Raw genomic sequence first — 18,366 nt, 5'->3', positions numbered from 1 at the left:
ATCAGCTTTTACAGCCCTACTCAACTGTGCGGAGGTGGGACGACGAAATCGAATTGTAACGAGTTACCGATTTCTATCCCACTCTCTTTTTGCTCTCAAAGGAATTTCAACTCTTTTCTAGTCAAATCTGACGCAAGTCATCAAATTTATGATAGAATAAAGTGTTACAGTAAATAGATTTTGATGAAGGAACACTATGCGAAAAGAGATTGACCCTGAATTATATAATTACAATAAATTTCCTGGACCTGTGTTTCGTCAGGTAGGAGACCAGATCCTTTCAGAAAACCTCTCCTTTGAGCTCTTGAAAAATGAGAAGGAAGCATTTGATGCGACCGTTTTTGGTCAGCGATTTTCTGAGATTTTAACCAAGTTTGATTACATTGTTGGCGATTGGAGCAATGAGCAGTTGCGCTTGCGTGGCTTCTATAAGGAAGAGCGAGATGTTGCAACGATGGATAAATTAAGTCGCTTAGACGATTATTTGTTAGAATATTGTAGCTATGGTTGTGCTTATTTTGTCCTTGAAAATAAGGAACCTCATCGTGCTTCTTTTGATAAGAAATCACCGGTCAAAAAAGCTCAATCAGAAGAAAGAGAACCGAAGAAGCGTTCGCGCAATCGCAAACAAAAAGATCGTTTCCAAAAACGAGAACGCGACAAGGGACAGTCAACGAATAACTCGAAAAGAACAAGACCGTCTACTGAAACGAAAAAAACAACGAAGACGAACAACAAACGTCATTTTGTGATTCGACAAAAAGAGGAGTAAGAAAGAATGAAACCATCCATTTATAGTTTAACACGCCAGGATATGATTGATTGGGCGGAAGAAAACGGCGAAAAGAAGTTCCGTGCAGCACAAATCTGGGAATGGCTCTATCGCAAACGCGTCCAGTCCTTCGAAGAAATGACCAACCTTTCTAAGGACTTGATTGCGAAGTTAAATGATCAATTCGTCGTCAACCCACTCAAGCAACGGATCGTGCAAGAGTCAGCAGATGGAACGGTTAAGTATCTTTTTGAATTGCCAGACGGCATGTTGATTGAAACCGTCTTGATGCGTCAGCACTATGGTTTATCTGTCTGTGTAACGACTCAGGTAGGATGCAATATCGGTTGTACCTTCTGTGCTTCTGGTTTGATTAAAAAACAACGCGATTTGAACAATGGGGAAATCGTGTCTCAAATCATGTTGGTCCAAAAATACTTTGACGAACGTGGCCAAGATGAACGGGTCAGCCATATCGTTGTCATGGGGATCGGAGAACCATTTGACAACTATAACAATGTCTTGAAATTTATCCGGACGGTCAACGATGACAAGGGATTAGCAATCGGTGCTCGACATATTACCGTGTCAACTTCTGGTTTGGCTCATAAAATTCGTGACTTTGCAAATGAAGGTGTGCAGGTCAATTTGGCAGTGTCTCTTCATGCTCCAAACAATGACTTGCGCTCTAGCATCATGAAGATCAACCGGGCCTTTCCAATTGAAAAATTGTTTGCGGCGATTGAATACTATATTGAGACTACGAACCGTCGGGTGACCTTTGAGTACATCATGTTGAATGAAGTCAATGATGGAGTCGAGCAAGCCTTAGAGTTGGCAGAATTGCTCAAGAATATCAAGAAATTGTCTTATGTTAACTTGATTCCTTACAATCCTGTCAGCGAGCATGACCAATATAGCCGGAGTCCAAAAGAACGGGTCATGGCCTTCTATGATACCTTGAAAAAACAAGGTGTTAACTGTGTAGTGCGTCAAGAGCACGGTACAGATATTGATGCAGCCTGTGGCCAATTGCGTTCAAATACCATGAAACGGGATCGGGAGAAAGCGATTGTTGAACATGCGCAACCTTAAACAAGGGCTGATCGATCATACAGAACTAACAAAAAGAGGAAGAAGGCTGTTACGGAGTGGCAGCTTCTTCTATTTTATCCTTTTGTGTCTAATGTGTTTTTTGCCCCAACAGCCAGAGCCGGGTATGGAAACACCGGGTATTCAACATTTCGGTCGCATCGTCGTCCTGCTGGTTCCTCTTAATTCGGTGATGAATCTTGGTCAGATCACCAGTGTCCTCCAACTCATTAAGGTCATCCTCCAAAATATAGCCAATATCTTTTTGTTAAGCCCGCTGGTCTTTCAACTTCTCTGGCTATGGCCCTGGTTGAGGAGTCGAAAACGGGTCTTGTGCTTCGGCTTTGCGATGAGCTTGTGGATTGAATGTAGCCAAGTTCTGTTAGATCTCTTGTTTGATGCCAATCGTGTCTTTGAGCTAGATGATTTGTGGACCAATACCTTAGGGGCTTATCTGGCTTATTTAGGTTTTCAGTATTTCCGAGCAAGATTGCTAGCAAAAAATGGGGAAATGTAAAATCCGAACATTTCAGCCGTTTTTTAAAATTTTTGTTGACAAAGTCAGAAGCGGGAGCTATAATAGCTTCAAGACATCAGAAAAGTAGAGATTTTTCTCACTTCCAGGGAGCTTGTGGTGATTGCGAACAAGCAGTGGTGAATCTTGAAATGGGCTGATGCGTTTATGATAATGAATTTGAAACAATAAAAATTCGGTGAGCACACCTTATCGTGCACCCTGTTGTTAGACAGGTCAGAGATGTAGGAGAAAGAATATCTTCCTACAATTGAGGTGGCACCGCGGTATCGAATCGTCCTCACACAGATTTTTCTGTGTGAGGTTTTTTGTATCTCAAAGGAACCCAGTGAGACTGCAGCTCAAAGGGCCCGCGAGAGAAAAAGATCATAAACAAGATTGAAGATATAGAAAAGAGGACACAATCATGACAGAAACAAAAGGCTATTTCGGACAATTTGGTGGATCTTTCGTACCAGAACCCATTCAAAACTTGCTCAATCAATTAGAGGAAACCTTTGAACAATATAAAAATGATCCAGAATTTATCGCAGAATACAAACATTATTTGAAAGATTATTCTGGTCGGGAAACACCGCTCTACTTTGCGGAAAGTTTGACAGAGCATTTAGGTGGAGCAAAAATTTATTTGAAGCGCGAAGACTTGAATCACCTAGGTTCGCATAAATTAAATAACGTCTTGGGGCAAATCCTCTTGGCTAAACGCATGGGCAAAACGCGCGTGATTGCTGAAACAGGAGCTGGTCAACACGGTGTGGCTACAGCAGCTGCGGCAGCTAAGTTTGGCATGGCCTGTGATGTCTACATGGGGGCAGAAGACGTGGAGCGCCAACGCTTGAATGTCTTCCGCATGGAAATGATGGGGGCAACCGTCCATGCGGTTGAAACCGGGACTAAGACCTTGAAAGATGCCGTTGATGCTGCGTTTGGAGCATGGATGGCGGATCTCGATGCCTTTTACGTTTTGGGTTCTGCTGTTGGCCCTCACCCTTACCCAACCATTGTGCATGAATTCCAAAAAGTAATCAGTGAAGAATCTAAACGTCAAATCTTGGAAAAAGAAGGACGTTTGCCGGATTATGTGATTGCCTGTGTCGGTGGTGGCTCTAATGCCATCGGTGCCTTTTCTGAGTATGTCGCAGAAGAGGAAGTCGGCTTGATTGGGGTAGAAGCTGCTGGACATGGCTTGGATACCGATCAGCACGCAGCGACCATGACCAAAGGGACTATCGGTGTGGTTGATGGTATGAAGACCTATGCAGTCTTTGGCGAAGATGGAAAAGTAGCGCCAGTGTACTCGATCTCTGCTGGTTTGGACTACCCAGGGGTTGGTCCAGAACATGCTTTCTTTAAAGATTCTGGTCGTGTCGAATATGTAGCAGCGACAGATGATGAAGCAGTAGAAGCTCTTCTTCTTCTCAGTAAGACAGAAGGGATCCTCCCAGCCATTGAAAGCTCACACGCGATTGCAGAAGCAGTCAAACGTGCTCCACAATTGGATAAAGACAAGATCATCATCATCAATGTTTCCGGACGTGGGGACAAGGACGTAGCTGCCATCGCTGATTATCTAGAAGCGAAAGCTGCAAAATAAGAAGAACTTATCTGAAAAACATTGTATAAAGCAGTAAAGCGTGATAACTGAGAAAGAGACAGGGTACAAAGGGAATCCGGTCTCTTTCTTTTTTGAGAGCAAAGACGAGAATGCCTAAGATGGATGCGATCTGAATGAGAATGAGGATCTTAGTAGAAGAAAAGCTTAGCGAGAAGGTAGCTAGTAAGAGGAAATCTCCTGCTCCCATTCCGATAAAGAAAAAGTGAGCTCCGATTGCAAGGAGTAAAAAGATCAGCATGAGGAGATTACTACCGGATAAAAAGAGGACCAGGGCATGGAGACAGCACCAGATGAATAAAGGGTATTCCATAAAGCGAAGGTCATAGATGGCTAAAACGGCAGCTCCCAGTAGTGTTAGAAGTTGAGGCAGAGAAAAGAAACCATTGGCGTAGGCTAAAAAGAGCAGGCCACTCCAGACCTCAAAAAGGCAGTACCAAAATGGGTAGGTCTGATGACAATAGCGACAGCGAAAACGATGGAGTAGTTGCGAGATAATGGGGATGAGATCCCAAACTCCAAGGACGTGCTGGCATTGATCACAATGACTGCGAGGAGCGAGAATGGATTGGTTTGGAAAACGATCGACAACTAGTCCCAAAAAAGAGGCGATGCAAGTACCGATGGTAAAAAAATAAAAGTTGATCATACTTATTTATTCGTAAAGCAATCGGAAAATTTCATCATTTGCTTGAAAATCTTGTAAAGCCTTTCTAAATTTGATACAATAATGAACATGAAAAACCTGTATGATGTTCAACAATTTTTAAAACGTTTTGGAATCATCATTTACGTAGGGAAGCGCCTCTATGACATCGAATTGATGAAAATTGAGCTTCAACGTCTTTATGATGCAGGCCTGATGGAGCGGCTCGATTATTTAGAAGCCGATACCGTTTTAAGAAGAGAACACAAGCAAGAATTAGAATTTTTGAAAAAGAGTGAGGTAGAGTGATGGGAAATATCATTGTTTGGTTGGTTATTTTAGGAGCGTTTGGATGGATGGCGTTTAATTATTTCCGCATCCGTAAAGCTGCTAAATTTGTGGACAATGCTACTTTTGAAGAGCTGATTCGTAAAGGGCAGTTGATTGACTTGCGAGAGCCAGCTGAGTTTCATGCCAAGCATATTTTAGGAGCGCGCAACATTCCTTCTACTCAGTTGAAGTTGAGTCTTGCAGCCTTGCGCAAAGACAAACCAATTTTGCTCTATGAAAATAGCCGTAGTTCGCGTGTAACTAATGCGGCTCTCTATCTAAAGAAACAGGGTTATACAGACATTTATGTCTTGTCTTATGGTCTCGATTCTTGGAATGGGAAAGTGAAAAAAGACGCTTAATAAAAAGAGCTCTAACTGCACAAAGTGTGTGGTTAGAGCTCTTTTATCTCGTTTTTTCAAGGTAGTCTTTGACCCATGTGAGCTCCACCTCATTCAAAGCCCGGCTTTCTCCAGGAGCTAACTGAGGATCCAAGGTGAAGGGACCAAAAGACAAGCGTTTTAAGGTCATTACTTTGACTCCAACGGCCAAAAACATCTTTTTCACTTGGTGGTATTTTCCTTCTGAGATTCGGACCTGGGCCTTGCTGTAGCTGGGGTGGCTTTCTAGAATGGTCAAGGAGGCAGGCTTGCAGATAGGGCCGTCTGTGAATGGAATCCCATTCTGAAATTGCTCGATGTGGGCTGCATAAAGCGGACCATTGACTTCTACCTCATAGACTTTCTCCACATGGTATTGAGGATGGAGCAGTTGAAAGCCTAAGGGACCATTATCTGTGAGGAGGAGCAGACCACTGGTATCGCGATCGAGGCGACCAAGCGGATAGAGGTCGGGGTACTCTTGCTGGGGATCCACTAGCTCGATCACCGTTGGATGGTGGGCGTCTCTTTTGGCAGTCACGGCCCCGATTGGTTTATGGAGCATGTAGTAGTGGTGACGCGATTCTTGAATGATTCGTTCCCCTATTTGAATCTGTTGGAGTCCAGGGTCGATGTTTTGGGATAGCTTTTGAGCTGGTAGGTGATCGACCAAGATTTGCCTTCGGGCCAAAAGTTGTTTGATGTCTTTACGAGCGTACTGATGGTCTGCCATCAATTGATCTAATCTCATGGGAGCCTCTTTTTCTGAAATTCTTATCATCAGTGTATCATGAAAAGAAAAGGAAATCGAGTCGGAGAAAAGAAACGAAGATGAAAACATTTACAACTAGCTGAACTGTGTTTTTTAGATAGGACTGTGGTATAATTGTTCAGTTAGAAATATTATTTAAAATTTTATAGAGGAAATCATGACAAAATTAAGAGAAGATATTCGTAACGTTGCGATCATTGCCCACGTTGACCATGGGAAAACAACCTTGGTAGACGAATTGTTGAAACAATCGCACACCTTGGATGAACGTAAAGAATTGCAAGAACGTGCAATGGACTCAAACGATCTTGAAAAAGAACGTGGGATCACGATCCTTGCTAAAAATACAGCCGTTGCTTATAACGGAACTCGAATCAATATCATGGACACACCAGGACACGCGGACTTCGGTGGAGAAGTGGAACGGATCATGAAAATGGTTGATGGGGTTGTATTGGTCGTAGATGCCTACGAAGGAACCATGCCTCAGACGCGTTTCGTATTGAAAAAAGCCTTGGAACAAGACCTTGTTCCGATCGTTGTAGTTAACAAAATCGATAAACCATCTGCTCGTCCAGAAGAAGTTGTAGACGAAGTTCTTGAACTCTTCATCGAATTGGGTGCGGATGATGACCAATTGGAATTCCCAGTTGTATATGCATCAGCGATCAACGGAACCTCTTCACTTTCAGATGATCCAGCTGATCAAGAGCACACAATGGCACCGATCTTTGATACCATTATTGATCACATCCCAGCTCCAGTTGATAACTCAGATGAGCCCCTTCAATTCCAAGTATCCCTGCTTGATTACAACGACTTCGTTGGACGTATCGGTATCGGACGTGTCTTCCGTGGTACTGTAAAAGTTGGGGACCAAGTAACCCTTTCTAAATTGGATGGAACGACTAAGAACTTCCGTGTTACCAAACTCTTTGGTTTCTTTGGTTTGGAACGTCGTGAAATTCAAGAAGCCAAAGCGGGCGACTTGATCGCGATCTCTGGTATGGAAGATATCTTTGTTGGAGAAACCATCACACCGACAGACGCAGTTGAAGCTCTTCCAATTCTTCACATCGATGAACCAACGCTTCAAATGACCTTCTTGGTTAACAACTCACCATTTGCTGGTCGCGAAGGAAAATGGGTAACCTCTCGTAAAGTTGAAGAACGCTTGCAAGCGGAATTGCAAACAGACGTCTCTCTTCGCGTTGACCCAACTGATTCACCTGATAAATGGACCGTTTCAGGACGTGGGGAATTGCACTTGTCTATCTTGATCGAAACCATGCGTCGTGAAGGATACGAATTGCAAGTATCTCGTCCAGAAGTTATCATCAAAGAAATTGATGGTGTCCAATGTGAACCATTTGAGCGCGTACAAATCGACACACCAGAAGAATACCAAGGATCTGTTATCCAAAGCCTTTCTGAACGTAAAGGTGAAATGTTGGATATGATCTCAACTGGTAACGGTCAAACTCGTTTGGTCTTCCTTGTTCCAGCGCGTGGTTTGATTGGATACTCAACAGAGTTCTTGTCAATGACACGTGGTTACGGAATCATGAACCACACCTTTGATCAATACTTGCCAGTGATTCCAGGAGAAATCGGTGGACGTCACCGTGGTGCTCTTGTCTCAATCGATAACGGAAAAGCAACCACATACTCTATCATGTCTATCGAAGAACGTGGTACGATCTTTGTCAATCCAGGTACAGAAGTTTACGAAGGAATGATCATCGGGGAAAACTCTCGTGAGAACGACTTGACCGTAAACATTACGAAAGCTAAACAAATGACCAACGTTCGTTCAGCTACTAAGGACCAAACAGCGGTTATCAAGACTCCTCGTATCTTGACCTTGGAAGAATCTCTTGAGTTCTTGAACGACGATGAGTACATGGAAGTAACGCCTGAATCTATCCGTTTGCGGAAACAAATCTTGAACAAAGCAGAACGCGAAAAAGCAAATAAAAAGAAAAAATCAGCAGCTGCTGAATAATACGGAAAGAAAGGAGAAACAAAATGGTCTATTTTATCTTAGGGATTTTGATTCTCCTTTTTTACCTTTTTATGACCCCCAAAAGTATTCGTGGTACCTTAAACAGTGTCACAATGGTGGTCTTAATCGTCTCCATTATCGTACTGACTTGTCTCGCCATTTTTCAGATATTCCAACTACCGTCTGAGTTTTTTGTCGGTGCCTTTCTTGCCTTTGTTGGCTACCTGGCTTTGGTGGATATTTCCAAAATGACGACCAAACAGAAAAAATAAACGCTGACGTGATTTTTAAAGCCCTTTGGGCTTTTTAATTTTGCTAAAAAAAGGTAAAATAGAGAGTGATAAAAATGGAGCGAAGAAATCATGAAATTTGTGAAACAATTTGAAAATAAAAAGGTTCTTGTATTAGGTTTGGCTAAGTCAGGCGAGTCAGCTGCCCGTTTGTTAGATCGCTTAGGAGCGATTGTGACCGTCAATGATGGCAAACCTTTTGAAGAAAATCCAGCAGCACAAAGTTTACTGGAAGAAGGGATTAAAGTTGTGACAGGAGGTCACCCTTTGGAATTGTTGGATGAAGACTTTGCAGTCATGGTCAAAAATCCAGGAATCCCTTATTCGAATCCAATGGTTGAAAAAGCGCTTGAAAAAGGCATTCCCGTCCTCACTGAAGTGGAATTGGCCTATCTGATTTCGGATGCGCCAATTATTGGGATTACAGGATCAAACGGAAAAACGACGACGACAACCATGATCGGGGAAGTCTTGACGGCTGCCGGTCAAGGTGGTCTATTGTCTGGAAATATCGGTTTTCCAGCTAGTCAAGTTGCACAAACAGCAACAGAAAAGGATGTTCTGGTCATGGAATTGTCTTCTTTCCAATTGATGGGAATTGAAGCCTTCCATCCAGAGATTGCAGTGATTACCAACCTCATGCCGACCCATATCGACTATCATGGTTCTTTTGAAAATTATGTAGCTGCCAAATGGAATCTTCAAAAGAATATGACAGAAAAAGATGTCATTGTCTTGAACTTCAATCAAGACCTGGCCAAAGAACTCGCTACAAAAACCAAGGCAAGGGTCCTTCCATTTTCAACGGTTGAAAAAGTGGATGGGGCTTATTTGGAAGATGGACTTCTCAAGTTTAAGGGAGAAGTTGTTATGCGAGCAGATGAACTGGGAGTTCCAGGTAGCCACAATGTAGAGAATGCCTTGGCAACGATTGCGGTCGCAAAAGTCCGGGGAGTAGAGAATGAGGTCATTAAAGAAACCTTGTCAGCCTTTGGAGGAGTGAAACACCGTCTTCAATATGTGGATGAGATTCAAGGTGTCAAATTCTACAATGATAGCAAATCGACTAATATTCTAGCAACACAAAAAGCTCTTTCTGGTTTTGATAACAGCAAGGTGATCTTGATTGCAGGGGGGCTCGATCGTGGCAATGAATTTGATGAATTGGTGCCTCACATTACTGGTTTAAAGGAAATGGTGATTCTAGGGGAATCAGCTCCTCGAGTGAAACGCGCAGCAGATAAAGCTGGCGTCTCTTATGTTGATGCGGCAGATGTAGCGGATGCTACAAAGAAAGCCTTCGACTTGGCTAGCCCCGGAGATGTTGTGCTACTAAGTCCTGCTAATGCCAGCTGGGATATGTATCCGAATTTTGAAGTGCGTGGGGATGAATTCCTTGCTACAGTAAAAGGGTTGAAATAAGATGAAAAAAATAATGTTTACTGGTGGGGGAACCGTGGGACATGTGACCCTTAATCTCCTCTTGATTCCAAAATTTATCGAAGATGGATGGGAAGTTCATTATATTGGAGACAAAAAAGGAATCGAATACCAAGAGATCAAAAAGTCTGGCTTAGACGTGCGCTTCCATTCAATTGCAACGGGGAAATTGCGTCGCTATTTCTCTTTCCAAAATATGATGGATGTGTTCAAGGTGGCTTGGGGGACGCTCCAGTCCATTGCAATCCTGCTTCGTGTGCGCCCACAAGTTCTCTTCTCAAAAGGAGGATTTGTTTCTGTGCCACCAGTGATCGCAGCCCGACTCACGCGTGTTCCTGTCTATATCCATGAGTCCGATCTTTCTATGGGATTGGCCAATAAAATTGCTTATAAATTCGCTACCAAGATGTACACGACTTTTGAGCAAGCTCATGGTTTGACAAAGAGTGCGCATATCGGTGCGGTAACCAAGGTTACAGATCATATTCCGCCGACTTCTGAAGAATTAGAAGAAAAAACAAAAGGTTTCCGAAAAGACTTGTCGACCCTTCTCTTTGTCGGAGGATCTGCTGGTGCGCGTGTCTTTAATGAATTTGTGACAGAGAACAAAGCAGAGCTCTTGCAGCACTACAATATCATCAATTTGACGGGCGATTCAACATTGAATCAGGCTGAGGGCGGTTTGTATCGAGTGGATTATGTAACCGATCAGTATTTGCCCATGCTCCATAAGGCTGATTTAGTGGTGACTAGGGGTGGAGCCAATACCTTGTTTGAACTCTTGGCTATGAACAAACTCCATTTGATTGTACCGCTAGGAAAAGAAGCCAGCCGTGGCGATCAGATTGAAAATGCCCAATATTTTGTGGATAAAGGTTATGCAGAGCAATTGCAGGAAGATCAATTGACGCTCGAAACCTTCAATAAAACCATTCAAGAAATGTTGAAGCAAAGCCAAGTCTACCACCAAGCAATGGAAAAATCGACAGAACTCCTTTCACTAGACGATTTTTATGGCCTGCTTCAAAAAGATATCAGTAAGGGAAAAGATGACGGACGACAATAAAAAAACGCCAACGGATGACAAAATTACAGAATTGTCAGCCTGGCAAAAAAGAAACAAAGAATATTTAGAAAAAAAAGCGCTTGAAAAAGCGGAAGAAGCTGAAACAGAGGAAACTGAAAGCGAAGAAGCAAAAGAAGACGAAGACCTTTCAGAAAAAGAAACAACTTCTGTCTCAGAGGAAGAATCTGAAAAAATAGAAGAGCCTGAAGAGGAAGATGAATCTGAGGCCGAAGAGGATCCAGAAGCAGATGGAGAAAGTTCAGAAGGAGAAGAGGATGATCCGGCTATAGAGGAGCTAGATCCTTCAGAGAAGCAAGAGAGAAAGCCTTCATTTTTTAAAGGCTTGAAGACGAAAAAACCAAAGAAGGAACCGACAGTGGCAAAACGCCACATCTATCGTGCCCTTCCGGTTATCGGAATCAGCTCGATTGTCGCCCTTCTCTCGATCTACTTTTTAAGCCCCTTGTCCACACAGAAAGTAATTGAATTTTCAGGGAACAAAGCGGTTGATCAGCAACTCTTGTATGAAAAAAGTCGCATTAAGGAAGAAGATTATACTCTGACGACCTTCCTTCATAAATCGGTCTATGAACAAAATATGAAAACGGCTAGTCCGTGGATCAAAGAAGTGCACATGCATTATCAATTCCCAGTGACCTTTAAAGTCAATGTCGTGGAACACAAAGTAGTTGCTTATTATGTGACCGGAGAAGACCACTATCCAGTATTAGAAAATGGAGAAGTCGTTGAGACAGTAACTCCAGCTTCGGAATTGCCGTCCTCCTATATTAGTTTAAAATTCTCAGATCGAGAATTAGTTAGACAATTTGTCCAAGAAATGAAGTCTATTTCTTCTTCCATTACGGATAAAATTGTTTCGGTAGATCTGACTCCGAGCAAGGTCACCAAGGATCTGGTGACCATCACTATGAAAAACGATAATAAAATCTTGGTGCCTGTTTCCCAAATTACCCGCAAGCTTCCTTATTATAAGGCGATCAGTAAGCAATTAGACGATGATTCCACCATTGATATGGAGGCTGGAGTATTCAGCTATAGTGAACAATCCATTGCAGCTGCCAAAGAGCAAGCTGAAAAAGGAAAGGCTGAAAGTACAGAAAAGCAAGAAGAACATTCTGAGGAAGCAAGCCAAGAACAGAATCCAGAACAGAATCCAGAAGGAGAGAATTCTTCTGGGAATGAGTAAAGCCCATAAATTATCTCAAATAATTGAAGAAAAAATGTCCATTTTAGGCTTCTTTGTGATATAATGAAGTTTGGATAGTTCCAACTAAAAGGGCTATAAATAGATGTAAAGTGAAAACAAATAAAGAGAGAGGACTGGTGTAATGGCTAGAGACGGCTTTTTTACAGGTTTAGATATCGGTACTAGTTCAATAAAAGTATTGGTGGCAGAACATGTCAATGGAGAAATGAATGTAATTGGAGTCAGCAATGCAAAAAGTGCTGGCGTCAAAGATGGAATTATAGTAGATATCGAAGCTGCTTCAAATGCAATTAAAAATGCAATCAGCCAAGCTGAAGAAAAAGCAGGGATTTCAATCAATCTAGTCAATGTTGGGTTGCCTGCAAACTTACTACAAATCGAAGCAACTCAAGGAATGATTCCAGTCACAAGTGATTCGAAAGAAATCACAGATGCAGATGTTGAAAATGTTGTCAAATCTGCACTCACAAAAAGCATGACACCGGATCGTGAAGTAATCACCTTCATTCCTGAAGAATTCACAGTAGATGGTTTCCAAGGAATCCGCGATCCACGCGGAATGATGGGGATCCGACTTGAAATGCGTGGCCTTCTTTATACAGGACCTCGTACAATCTTGCACAATTTGCGTAAAACCGTTGAACGTGCAGGCTTACAAGTTGAAAACATCATCATTTCACCGCTTGCGATGATCAAAACAGTCTTGAATGAAGGCGAACGTGAATTCGGAGCAACGGTGATCGATATGGGTGGTGGCCAAACAACGGTGGCATCTGTTCGCAGCCAAGAACTTCAATTTACAAATATCTACCAAGAAGGTGGCGATTATGTTACCAAAGATATTTCTAAAGTATTGAAAACTTCTCAAAAATTGGCAGAAGGCTTGAAGTTCAATTATGGTGAAGCCTATGTGCCATCTGCTGGAAACGAAGTCTTCCATGTAGAAGTCATCGGTGAAGTAGAGCCAGTTGAAGTGACTGAGAAGTATTTAGCTGAAATCATTTCAGCACGTATCAAACACATCTTTGAGCAAATCAAACAAGACCTTGAGAGAAGACATTTGTTGGATCTTCCTGGTGGTATTGTGATTATCGGTGGAGGTGCGATCCTTCCTGGTGTTGAAGAATTGGCTCAAGAAGTCTTTGGTGTAAATGTGAAATTGTTTGTTCCAAATCAAATTGGAATTCGCAATCCAGCTTTTGCCCATGTAATTAGCTTGTCTGAATATGCAGGCAATTTGACAGATGTGGATATTATTGCTCAAGCTGCGGTTCATGGAGACGAAGTCTTGCGTCAACAACCGATTCAATTTGATCGTCCAGTGCAACCACAAGTACAACCACAACCTGCTGCTCCAGCACAACCGGTAGTACCTGCATACAATGCTGAGAAGATTGAATCTCCAGTGGATGCTCAAGAAATTCCAGCAGCAAGCAATGATAGCAAACAAGAACCAAAAACTACATTCACAGACCGAATGAAAAATTTGATCGGTAATATGTTTGATTAAGGAGTGTAAGTATTTATGACATTTTCATTTGACACAGCAGCGGCACAAGGTGCAGTAATTAAAGTAATCGGTGTCGGTGGCGGTGGCGGTAACGCCATCAATCGTATGATTGACGAAGGCGTTGCCGGTGTAGAATTCATCGCAGCTAATACAGATGTTCAAGCACTTTCAAGTGCAAAAGCTGAAACAGTTATCCAATTGGGTCCAAAATTGACTCGTGGATTGGGTGCTGGAGGTCAACCTGAAGTTGGTCGTAAGGCAGCTGAAGAAAGCGAAGAAGTGTTAACAGAAGCGTTGCAAGGTGCAGACATGGTCTTCATCACTGCAGGGATGGGTGGAGGATCTGGTACAGGTGCTGCACCAGTCATCGCTCGTATTGCTAAAGCTGTAGGTGCTTTGACAGTAGCCGTTGTGACTCGTCCATTCGGGTTTGAAGGTTCAAAACGTGGCAACTTCGCTATTGAAGGGATCAACGAACTTCGCGAACATGTAGATACATTGTTGATTATTTCTAATAACAACTTGCTTGAAATTGTAGACAAGAAGACACCGCTTCTTGAAGCTTTGAGTGAAGCAGATAACGTTCTTCGTCAAGGTGTTCAAGGGATCACTGACTTGATCACAAGTCCTGGATTGATCAACCTTGACTTTGCAGACGTGAAGACTGTTATGGAAAACAAGGGGAATGCCCTCATGGGTATTGGTGTTGGTAGCGGTGAAGAACGCGTTATCGAAGCGGCTCGTAAAGCCATTTACTCTCCACTTCTTGAAACTACAATTGATGGTGCAGAAGACGTGATCGTCAACGTAACAGGTGGTTTGGATATGACATTGATCGAAGCTGAAGAAGCTTCAGAAATTGTGAACCAAGCTGCAGGTCACGGAGTGAACATCTGGTTGGGTACATCTATTGATGAATCTCTTAAAGATGAAATCCGCGTGACGGTTGTTGCAACTGGTGTCCGTCAAGACAAGGTAGAACGCGTTAGCGGCATTGCTTCCTCACAACGTCCTTATAAAACAGGACCACGTGAACAACGCCCACAAGCTGCGCCATTTGACCGTGAATTTGATTTGAAACAAGATGTTGAATTGCCAACAACTCCAAGTCGTCCAGCGGTAGAACCAAACCGTGGCTCAGCCTTTGGTGATTGGGATATTCGTCGTGAGAATATCGTTCGCCAAACTGAACCAACATCAACACATCAAGTTGATCGTTACGTAGATTCATCTTCAGATGATGATGAATTGGAAACACCACCATTCTTCCGGAATCGTTAATCATGAATCTGGGAGAGAATGCTGATCTTGTTCGGCAACAAGTAGAAACAGCAAGAAACAAAGCTAACCGTCGAGATCAAGTTAATGTGATAGCTGTCACCAAGTATGTGGATGTTGCCACAACAGAAGCACTGGTGAAAACAGGTATCCAACATATCGGTGAAAATCGTGTCGATAAATTCCTAGAAAAGTATCAAGCTCTAAAAGAGTATGACCTCACTTGGCACTTGATTGGGAGCCTCCAACGGCGGAAAGTAAAAGACGTGATCAATCTTGTCGATTACTTTCATGCCTTGGATTCGGTGAAGCTGGCTCAAGAAATTCAAAAGCGAGCAGAACACCCAATCAAGTGTTTCCTCCAAGTGAACATTTCTGGTGAAGAAAGTAAGCATGGATTTGCACCCGATGAACTGGATGATGTTTTAGCGGAAATCGCACAGCTGGACAAAATTGAAATTGTTGGTTTAATGACGATGGCTCCTTTTGAGGCTAGTCAAGAAGAGTTGCAGGATATTTTTTCAAAAACTCACCAACTTCAGAAACAACTAGAAAAGAAACAATTAAAAAATATGCCTTTTTCAGAACTAAGTATGGGTATGAGTCGTGACTTTGAAGTAGCCATTGCGAACGGAGCGACTTATGTTAGAATTGGGACATCATTTTTTAAATAGGAAAGAACTATGTCATTAAAAGATAAATTTAACAACTTTATTGACTACTTCACAGAAGACGGTGAAGAAGTAGAAGTTCGCGAGGCAAAAGCAGCTGGGGCAGAAACACAACCAGTTCCACAGCCACAGCCGACTCCTCAAGTGACTTCTCCACGTCCACAGATTAGTCAAAGAGAACCAGTAAAACCAAAACCGACTCCTGTCGCACCTGTTACGACTCCAGTGTCTACAGCGGCAGTGAAGGAACCTGTTTCAACAACGAAAAATACATCTGAAAATATTACTCGCTTGCATGAACGTCAACGTGAATTGGCTGCTAATCGTGCGAATACAGATGAAAAGATTACCATTGATGTACGCTATCCCCGCAAATACGAGGAAGCGACTGAAATTGTTGATCTATTACTATCTAATGAGAGTATCTTGATTGACTTCCAATATATGACAGAAGTACAAGCACGTCGTTGTTTAGATTATTTGGATGGGGCTCGTTATGTTTTAGCAGGAAATCTTCGTCGTGTGGCAAGTACCATGTACTTGTTGACTCCAATTAATGTTGTCGTTAACATTGAAGATATCCGCCTTCCAAATGATGTGGAAGTGACAGAATTTGACTATGATATGAAACGTAATCGTTAAGATGATTATCTTTCAATACTTATCAAATATCATTCAAATCTATTCCATCATTCTTGTCATCTATGCCTTACTATCTTGGTTCCCTGGGGCACCTCAGAGTACTCTCGGACAAATGGTTCACCGCCTAGTTGAACCATTTTTGAGCCTTTTTAGAAAGTTACCCTTGCAGGTGGGAGGTTTAGATTTCACAGTTTGGATAGCACTTTTGGTTTTGAACCTGATGAATCAGTTATTAGCCCGCTTGTTCCTACTTTTGATTGGATAGAATATGATGGGACAGAAAGAGATTTACCAACATTTCAATCGCGAAGATCACGAATTTATTGATCGTTGTATTGAATTGTCTGAAAGAGTGGTGGAACGCTATTCTGTTGAGGTGACGGGCTTTTTAAACCCTCATCAGGTCACTATTTTACGAAATGTCGCGGCAAGCTACCAATTACAGGTCTTTGTTTCTAGTGATGAGCAGAAAATGGAGTATGCCAAGGTTATTGTTGCTCCGGATTATTACCAATTAGATCCAAGTGACTTTGATCTGGCCTTATTGGAAATGGTCTATGCTTCAAAATTTCATCACTTGACCCATTCCCAGGTACTGGGGACCATTGTTCACCAATTAGGTGTGGAGCGCAAGTCCTTTGGAGATATTCTAACGAGTGATGGAAAGATCCAAGTATTTGTTGAACAGCGTTTTGTTCACTATTTTATGGATCACATCCAGAAAATTTCTCGGGTACCTGTTAAGCTGAGGGAAGTTCCTCTCTCTGAACAAATGATCGTAGAGGAAGAAAGCCAGCAGCGAGATATTCTCGTGTCGAGTTATCGGTTAGATAAGGTGATTGCTGGGACCTTCAAGCTTTCGCGCTCACAAGCTAGTCAGTTGATTAGTTCTGGTTTAGTGAAAGTTAACTATGCGACTAATTCCAATGTTAGCTATGCTGTAGGTTTGAATGATTTAGTCAGTGTTCGACGCTTTGGGCGTCTTAAAATTGTTTCTGAAAATGGTATTTCAAAGAGTGGAAAATATAAAGTAACTGTTGAAGTACTCTTAAGTAAAAAATGAGGAGGAGTTATGGCTCTTACTGCTTTAGAAATTAAAGATAAAACTTTTGGCGTTAAATTTAGAGGATATGATGCGAACGAAGTAGAAGAATTTCTAGATATCGTTGTTCGCGATTATGAAGATCTTGTTCGTTTAAATCATGATCAAGAAGCAAAAATTCAAGCTCTTGAAGAACGATTAAACTATTTTGATGAAATGAAAGATTCATTGAGTCAATCTGTTTTGATTGCACAAGATACTGCTGAACGTGTCAAACAAGCAGCTAACGAACGTTCTGAAAATATTGTTCGTCAAGCTGAACAAGATGCACAACATTTAGTAGATGAAGCAAAACAAAAAGCAAATGAAATCCTTCGTCATGCAACGGATAATGCCAAGAAGGTTGCCGTTGAAACAGAGGAATTGAAGAACAAGACACGCGTCTTCCATCAACGTTTGAAATCAACCATCGAAAGCCAATTGAGCATTATCGATACACCTGAATGGGATGAAATTCTTCGTCCAACAGCTATGTACATTCAAACAAGTGATGAAGCTTTCCGTGAAATTGTGGAGAAAGCTTTGGGTGAATCTGTTCACCATCATCATGCAGAAGATGATAACATTGATTTGACTCGTCAATTCTCTCCAGCTGAAATCGAAGAATTGCAAAAACGCATCGAAGCTGCTAATTTAGAATTGGGTGCAACACAAGCGTTTGAAGGTTTGAATGAAAAAGTTCAATCCGCTTTAGAAGAAGCAGAGCACGCTCGTCATGAAAATGAGGAAGTCGTTGAGGTTGAAGAAACTGTTCAACCAGAAGATGATGCAAATCGTGAATCTGTCAATATTTTATAATTTTGTAAAAACAGGTCCATTAATGATAGGTCTAGCGAGCAGATGATGGTGGAAGATCTGCACTCCCTCTTAATGGATGATCCTTTTACAGTATTCGTTCTGAACCCTTGAGTAAGAACGGACGTTTCCCTCGTTACGGGATGAGAGGAGAAGGTCGCTTGCGACTTCTCGAACAAAGGTGGTACCACGAGCAATCG

At 42.2% G+C, this 18,366-nt stretch carries 20 protein-coding genes and 1 other annotated feature; of the genes, 18 read left to right on the top strand and 2 right to left on the bottom strand.

What is annotated here, in order from left to right; translation table 11 throughout:
• Positions 1-196 precede the first annotated feature (196 nt).
• The 4 genes from ADG03_RS09860 (at position 197) to trpB (ending at position 3,993) form a co-directional block, all read left to right on the top strand.
• Positions 197-772: a YutD family protein gene (locus tag ADG03_RS09860; protein ID WP_021152756.1), complete on the top strand. Its 576-nt coding sequence runs from the start codon at positions 197-199 to the stop codon at positions 770-772.
• 6 nt (positions 773-778) lie between these two features.
• Positions 779-1,867, top strand: coding sequence for a dual-specificity RNA methyltransferase RlmN (gene rlmN, locus ADG03_RS09855; RefSeq protein ID WP_003005918.1), 1,089 nt, complete (start codon positions 779-781; stop codon positions 1,865-1,867).
• Positions 1,854-2,381 carry a VanZ family protein gene (locus ADG03_RS09850; RefSeq protein WP_049472970.1) on the top strand — a complete coding sequence of 176 codons (528 nt, stop codon included), beginning with the start codon at positions 1,854-1,856 and terminating at the stop codon, positions 2,379-2,381. The genes rlmN and ADG03_RS09850 overlap by 14 nt, the downstream gene beginning before the upstream one ends.
• A 67-nt stretch (positions 2,382-2,448) precedes the next feature.
• Positions 2,449-2,684 (top strand) — a binding site (T-box leader).
• A gap of 121 nt (positions 2,685-2,805) precedes the next feature.
• Positions 2,806-3,993, top strand: coding sequence for a tryptophan synthase subunit beta (gene trpB / locus ADG03_RS09845; RefSeq protein ID WP_003017923.1), 1,188 nt, complete (start codon positions 2,806-2,808; stop codon positions 3,991-3,993).
• A 7-nt stretch (positions 3,994-4,000) separates the two neighbouring features.
• Here trpB and ADG03_RS09840 read toward each other — a convergent pair whose 3' ends face one another.
• Positions 4,001-4,660: a prepilin peptidase gene (locus ADG03_RS09840; RefSeq protein ID WP_049472969.1), complete on the bottom strand. Its 660-nt coding sequence runs from the start codon at positions 4,658-4,660 to the stop codon at positions 4,001-4,003.
• A gap of 87 nt (positions 4,661-4,747) precedes the next feature.
• Between ADG03_RS09840 and ADG03_RS09835 the strand changes: the two genes are divergently transcribed.
• Positions 4,748-4,966 carry a YqgQ family protein gene (locus ADG03_RS09835; protein ID WP_003017930.1) on the top strand — a complete coding sequence of 73 codons (219 nt, stop codon included), beginning with the start codon at positions 4,748-4,750 and terminating at the stop codon, positions 4,964-4,966.
• Positions 4,966-5,349, top strand: coding sequence for a rhodanese-like domain-containing protein (locus ADG03_RS09830; RefSeq protein WP_013903208.1), 384 nt, complete (start codon positions 4,966-4,968; stop codon positions 5,347-5,349). Before ADG03_RS09835 ends, ADG03_RS09830 begins: the two co-directional genes overlap by 1 nt.
• A gap of 43 nt (positions 5,350-5,392) precedes the next feature.
• Here the strand turns inward: ADG03_RS09830 and ADG03_RS09825 are convergent, their stop codons facing one another.
• Positions 5,393-6,118: a 16S rRNA pseudouridine(516) synthase gene (locus tag ADG03_RS09825; RefSeq protein ID WP_049472968.1), complete on the bottom strand. Its 726-nt coding sequence runs from the start codon at positions 6,116-6,118 to the stop codon at positions 5,393-5,395.
• 178 nt (positions 6,119-6,296) lie between these two features.
• Here ADG03_RS09825 and typA point away from each other — a divergent pair, with 178 nt between their 5' ends.
• The 12 genes from typA (at position 6,297) to ADG03_RS09765 (ending at position 18,169) form a co-directional block, all read left to right on the top strand.
• The gene (gene typA / locus ADG03_RS09820; RefSeq protein WP_003005937.1) at positions 6,297-8,144 is read left to right on the top strand and encodes a translational GTPase TypA; all 1,848 of its coding nucleotides are present in this window, start codon (positions 6,297-6,299) and stop codon (positions 8,142-8,144) included.
• Positions 8,145-8,167: 23 nt separating this feature from the next.
• On the top strand, positions 8,168-8,416 hold the full coding sequence (locus ADG03_RS09815; protein ID WP_004219693.1) for a DUF3165 family protein: 249 nt from the start codon (positions 8,168-8,170) through the stop codon (positions 8,414-8,416).
• Between the two features lie 90 nt (positions 8,417-8,506).
• Positions 8,507-9,856 carry a UDP-N-acetylmuramoyl-L-alanine--D-glutamate ligase gene (gene murD / locus ADG03_RS09810; RefSeq protein WP_049472967.1) on the top strand — a complete coding sequence of 450 codons (1,350 nt, stop codon included), beginning with the start codon at positions 8,507-8,509 and terminating at the stop codon, positions 9,854-9,856.
• Between the two features lies 1 nt (position 9,857).
• Positions 9,858-10,940, top strand: coding sequence for a UDP-N-acetylglucosamine--N-acetylmuramyl-(pentapeptide) pyrophosphoryl-undecaprenol N-acetylglucosamine transferase (locus tag ADG03_RS09805; protein ID WP_049472965.1), 1,083 nt, complete (start codon positions 9,858-9,860; stop codon positions 10,938-10,940).
• Entirely contained in the window at positions 10,924-12,147 is a 1,224-nt protein-coding gene (locus ADG03_RS09800) for a cell division protein FtsQ/DivIB (protein ID WP_049472964.1), read from the top strand. The genes ADG03_RS09805 and ADG03_RS09800 overlap by 17 nt, the downstream gene beginning before the upstream one ends.
• Positions 12,148-12,289: 142 nt before the next feature.
• Positions 12,290-13,678, top strand: a complete 1,389-nt coding sequence (ftsA, locus tag ADG03_RS09795; RefSeq protein WP_003005953.1) for a cell division protein FtsA — start codon at positions 12,290-12,292, stop codon at positions 13,676-13,678.
• A gap of 15 nt (positions 13,679-13,693) precedes the next feature.
• Entirely contained in the window at positions 13,694-14,959 is a 1,266-nt protein-coding gene (gene ftsZ, locus ADG03_RS09790) for a cell division protein FtsZ (RefSeq protein ID WP_003005955.1), read from the top strand.
• Between the two features lie 2 nt (positions 14,960-14,961).
• Entirely contained in the window at positions 14,962-15,630 is a 669-nt protein-coding gene (locus ADG03_RS09785; protein ID WP_049472963.1) for a YggS family pyridoxal phosphate-dependent enzyme, read from the top strand.
• 9 nt (positions 15,631-15,639) lie between these two features.
• Positions 15,640-16,269, top strand: coding sequence for a cell division protein SepF (locus tag ADG03_RS09780; protein WP_003005962.1), 630 nt, complete (start codon positions 15,640-15,642; stop codon positions 16,267-16,269).
• Position 16,270: 1 nt separating this feature from the next.
• The gene (locus tag ADG03_RS09775; RefSeq protein ID WP_049472962.1) at positions 16,271-16,534 is read left to right on the top strand and encodes a YggT family protein; all 264 of its coding nucleotides are present in this window, start codon (positions 16,271-16,273) and stop codon (positions 16,532-16,534) included.
• Positions 16,535-16,540: 6 nt separating this feature from the next.
• Positions 16,541-17,332: a YlmH family RNA-binding protein gene (locus ADG03_RS09770; RefSeq protein WP_080976937.1), complete on the top strand. Its 792-nt coding sequence runs from the start codon at positions 16,541-16,543 to the stop codon at positions 17,330-17,332.
• Between the two features lie 9 nt (positions 17,333-17,341).
• Positions 17,342-18,169, top strand: a complete 828-nt coding sequence (locus ADG03_RS09765) for a DivIVA domain-containing protein (RefSeq protein ID WP_021152770.1) — start codon at positions 17,342-17,344, stop codon at positions 18,167-18,169.
• Positions 18,170-18,366: the final 197 nt, after the last annotated feature.

It is taken from the genome of Streptococcus parasanguinis (genome assembly GCF_001069785.1).
GTDB classification, from domain to species: domain Bacteria; phylum Bacillota; class Bacilli; order Lactobacillales; family Streptococcaceae; genus Streptococcus; species Streptococcus parasanguinis_T.
The sequence above is the reverse complement of the archived record's forward strand: the minus strand, read 5'-3'. Positions and strand labels throughout refer to the sequence as shown.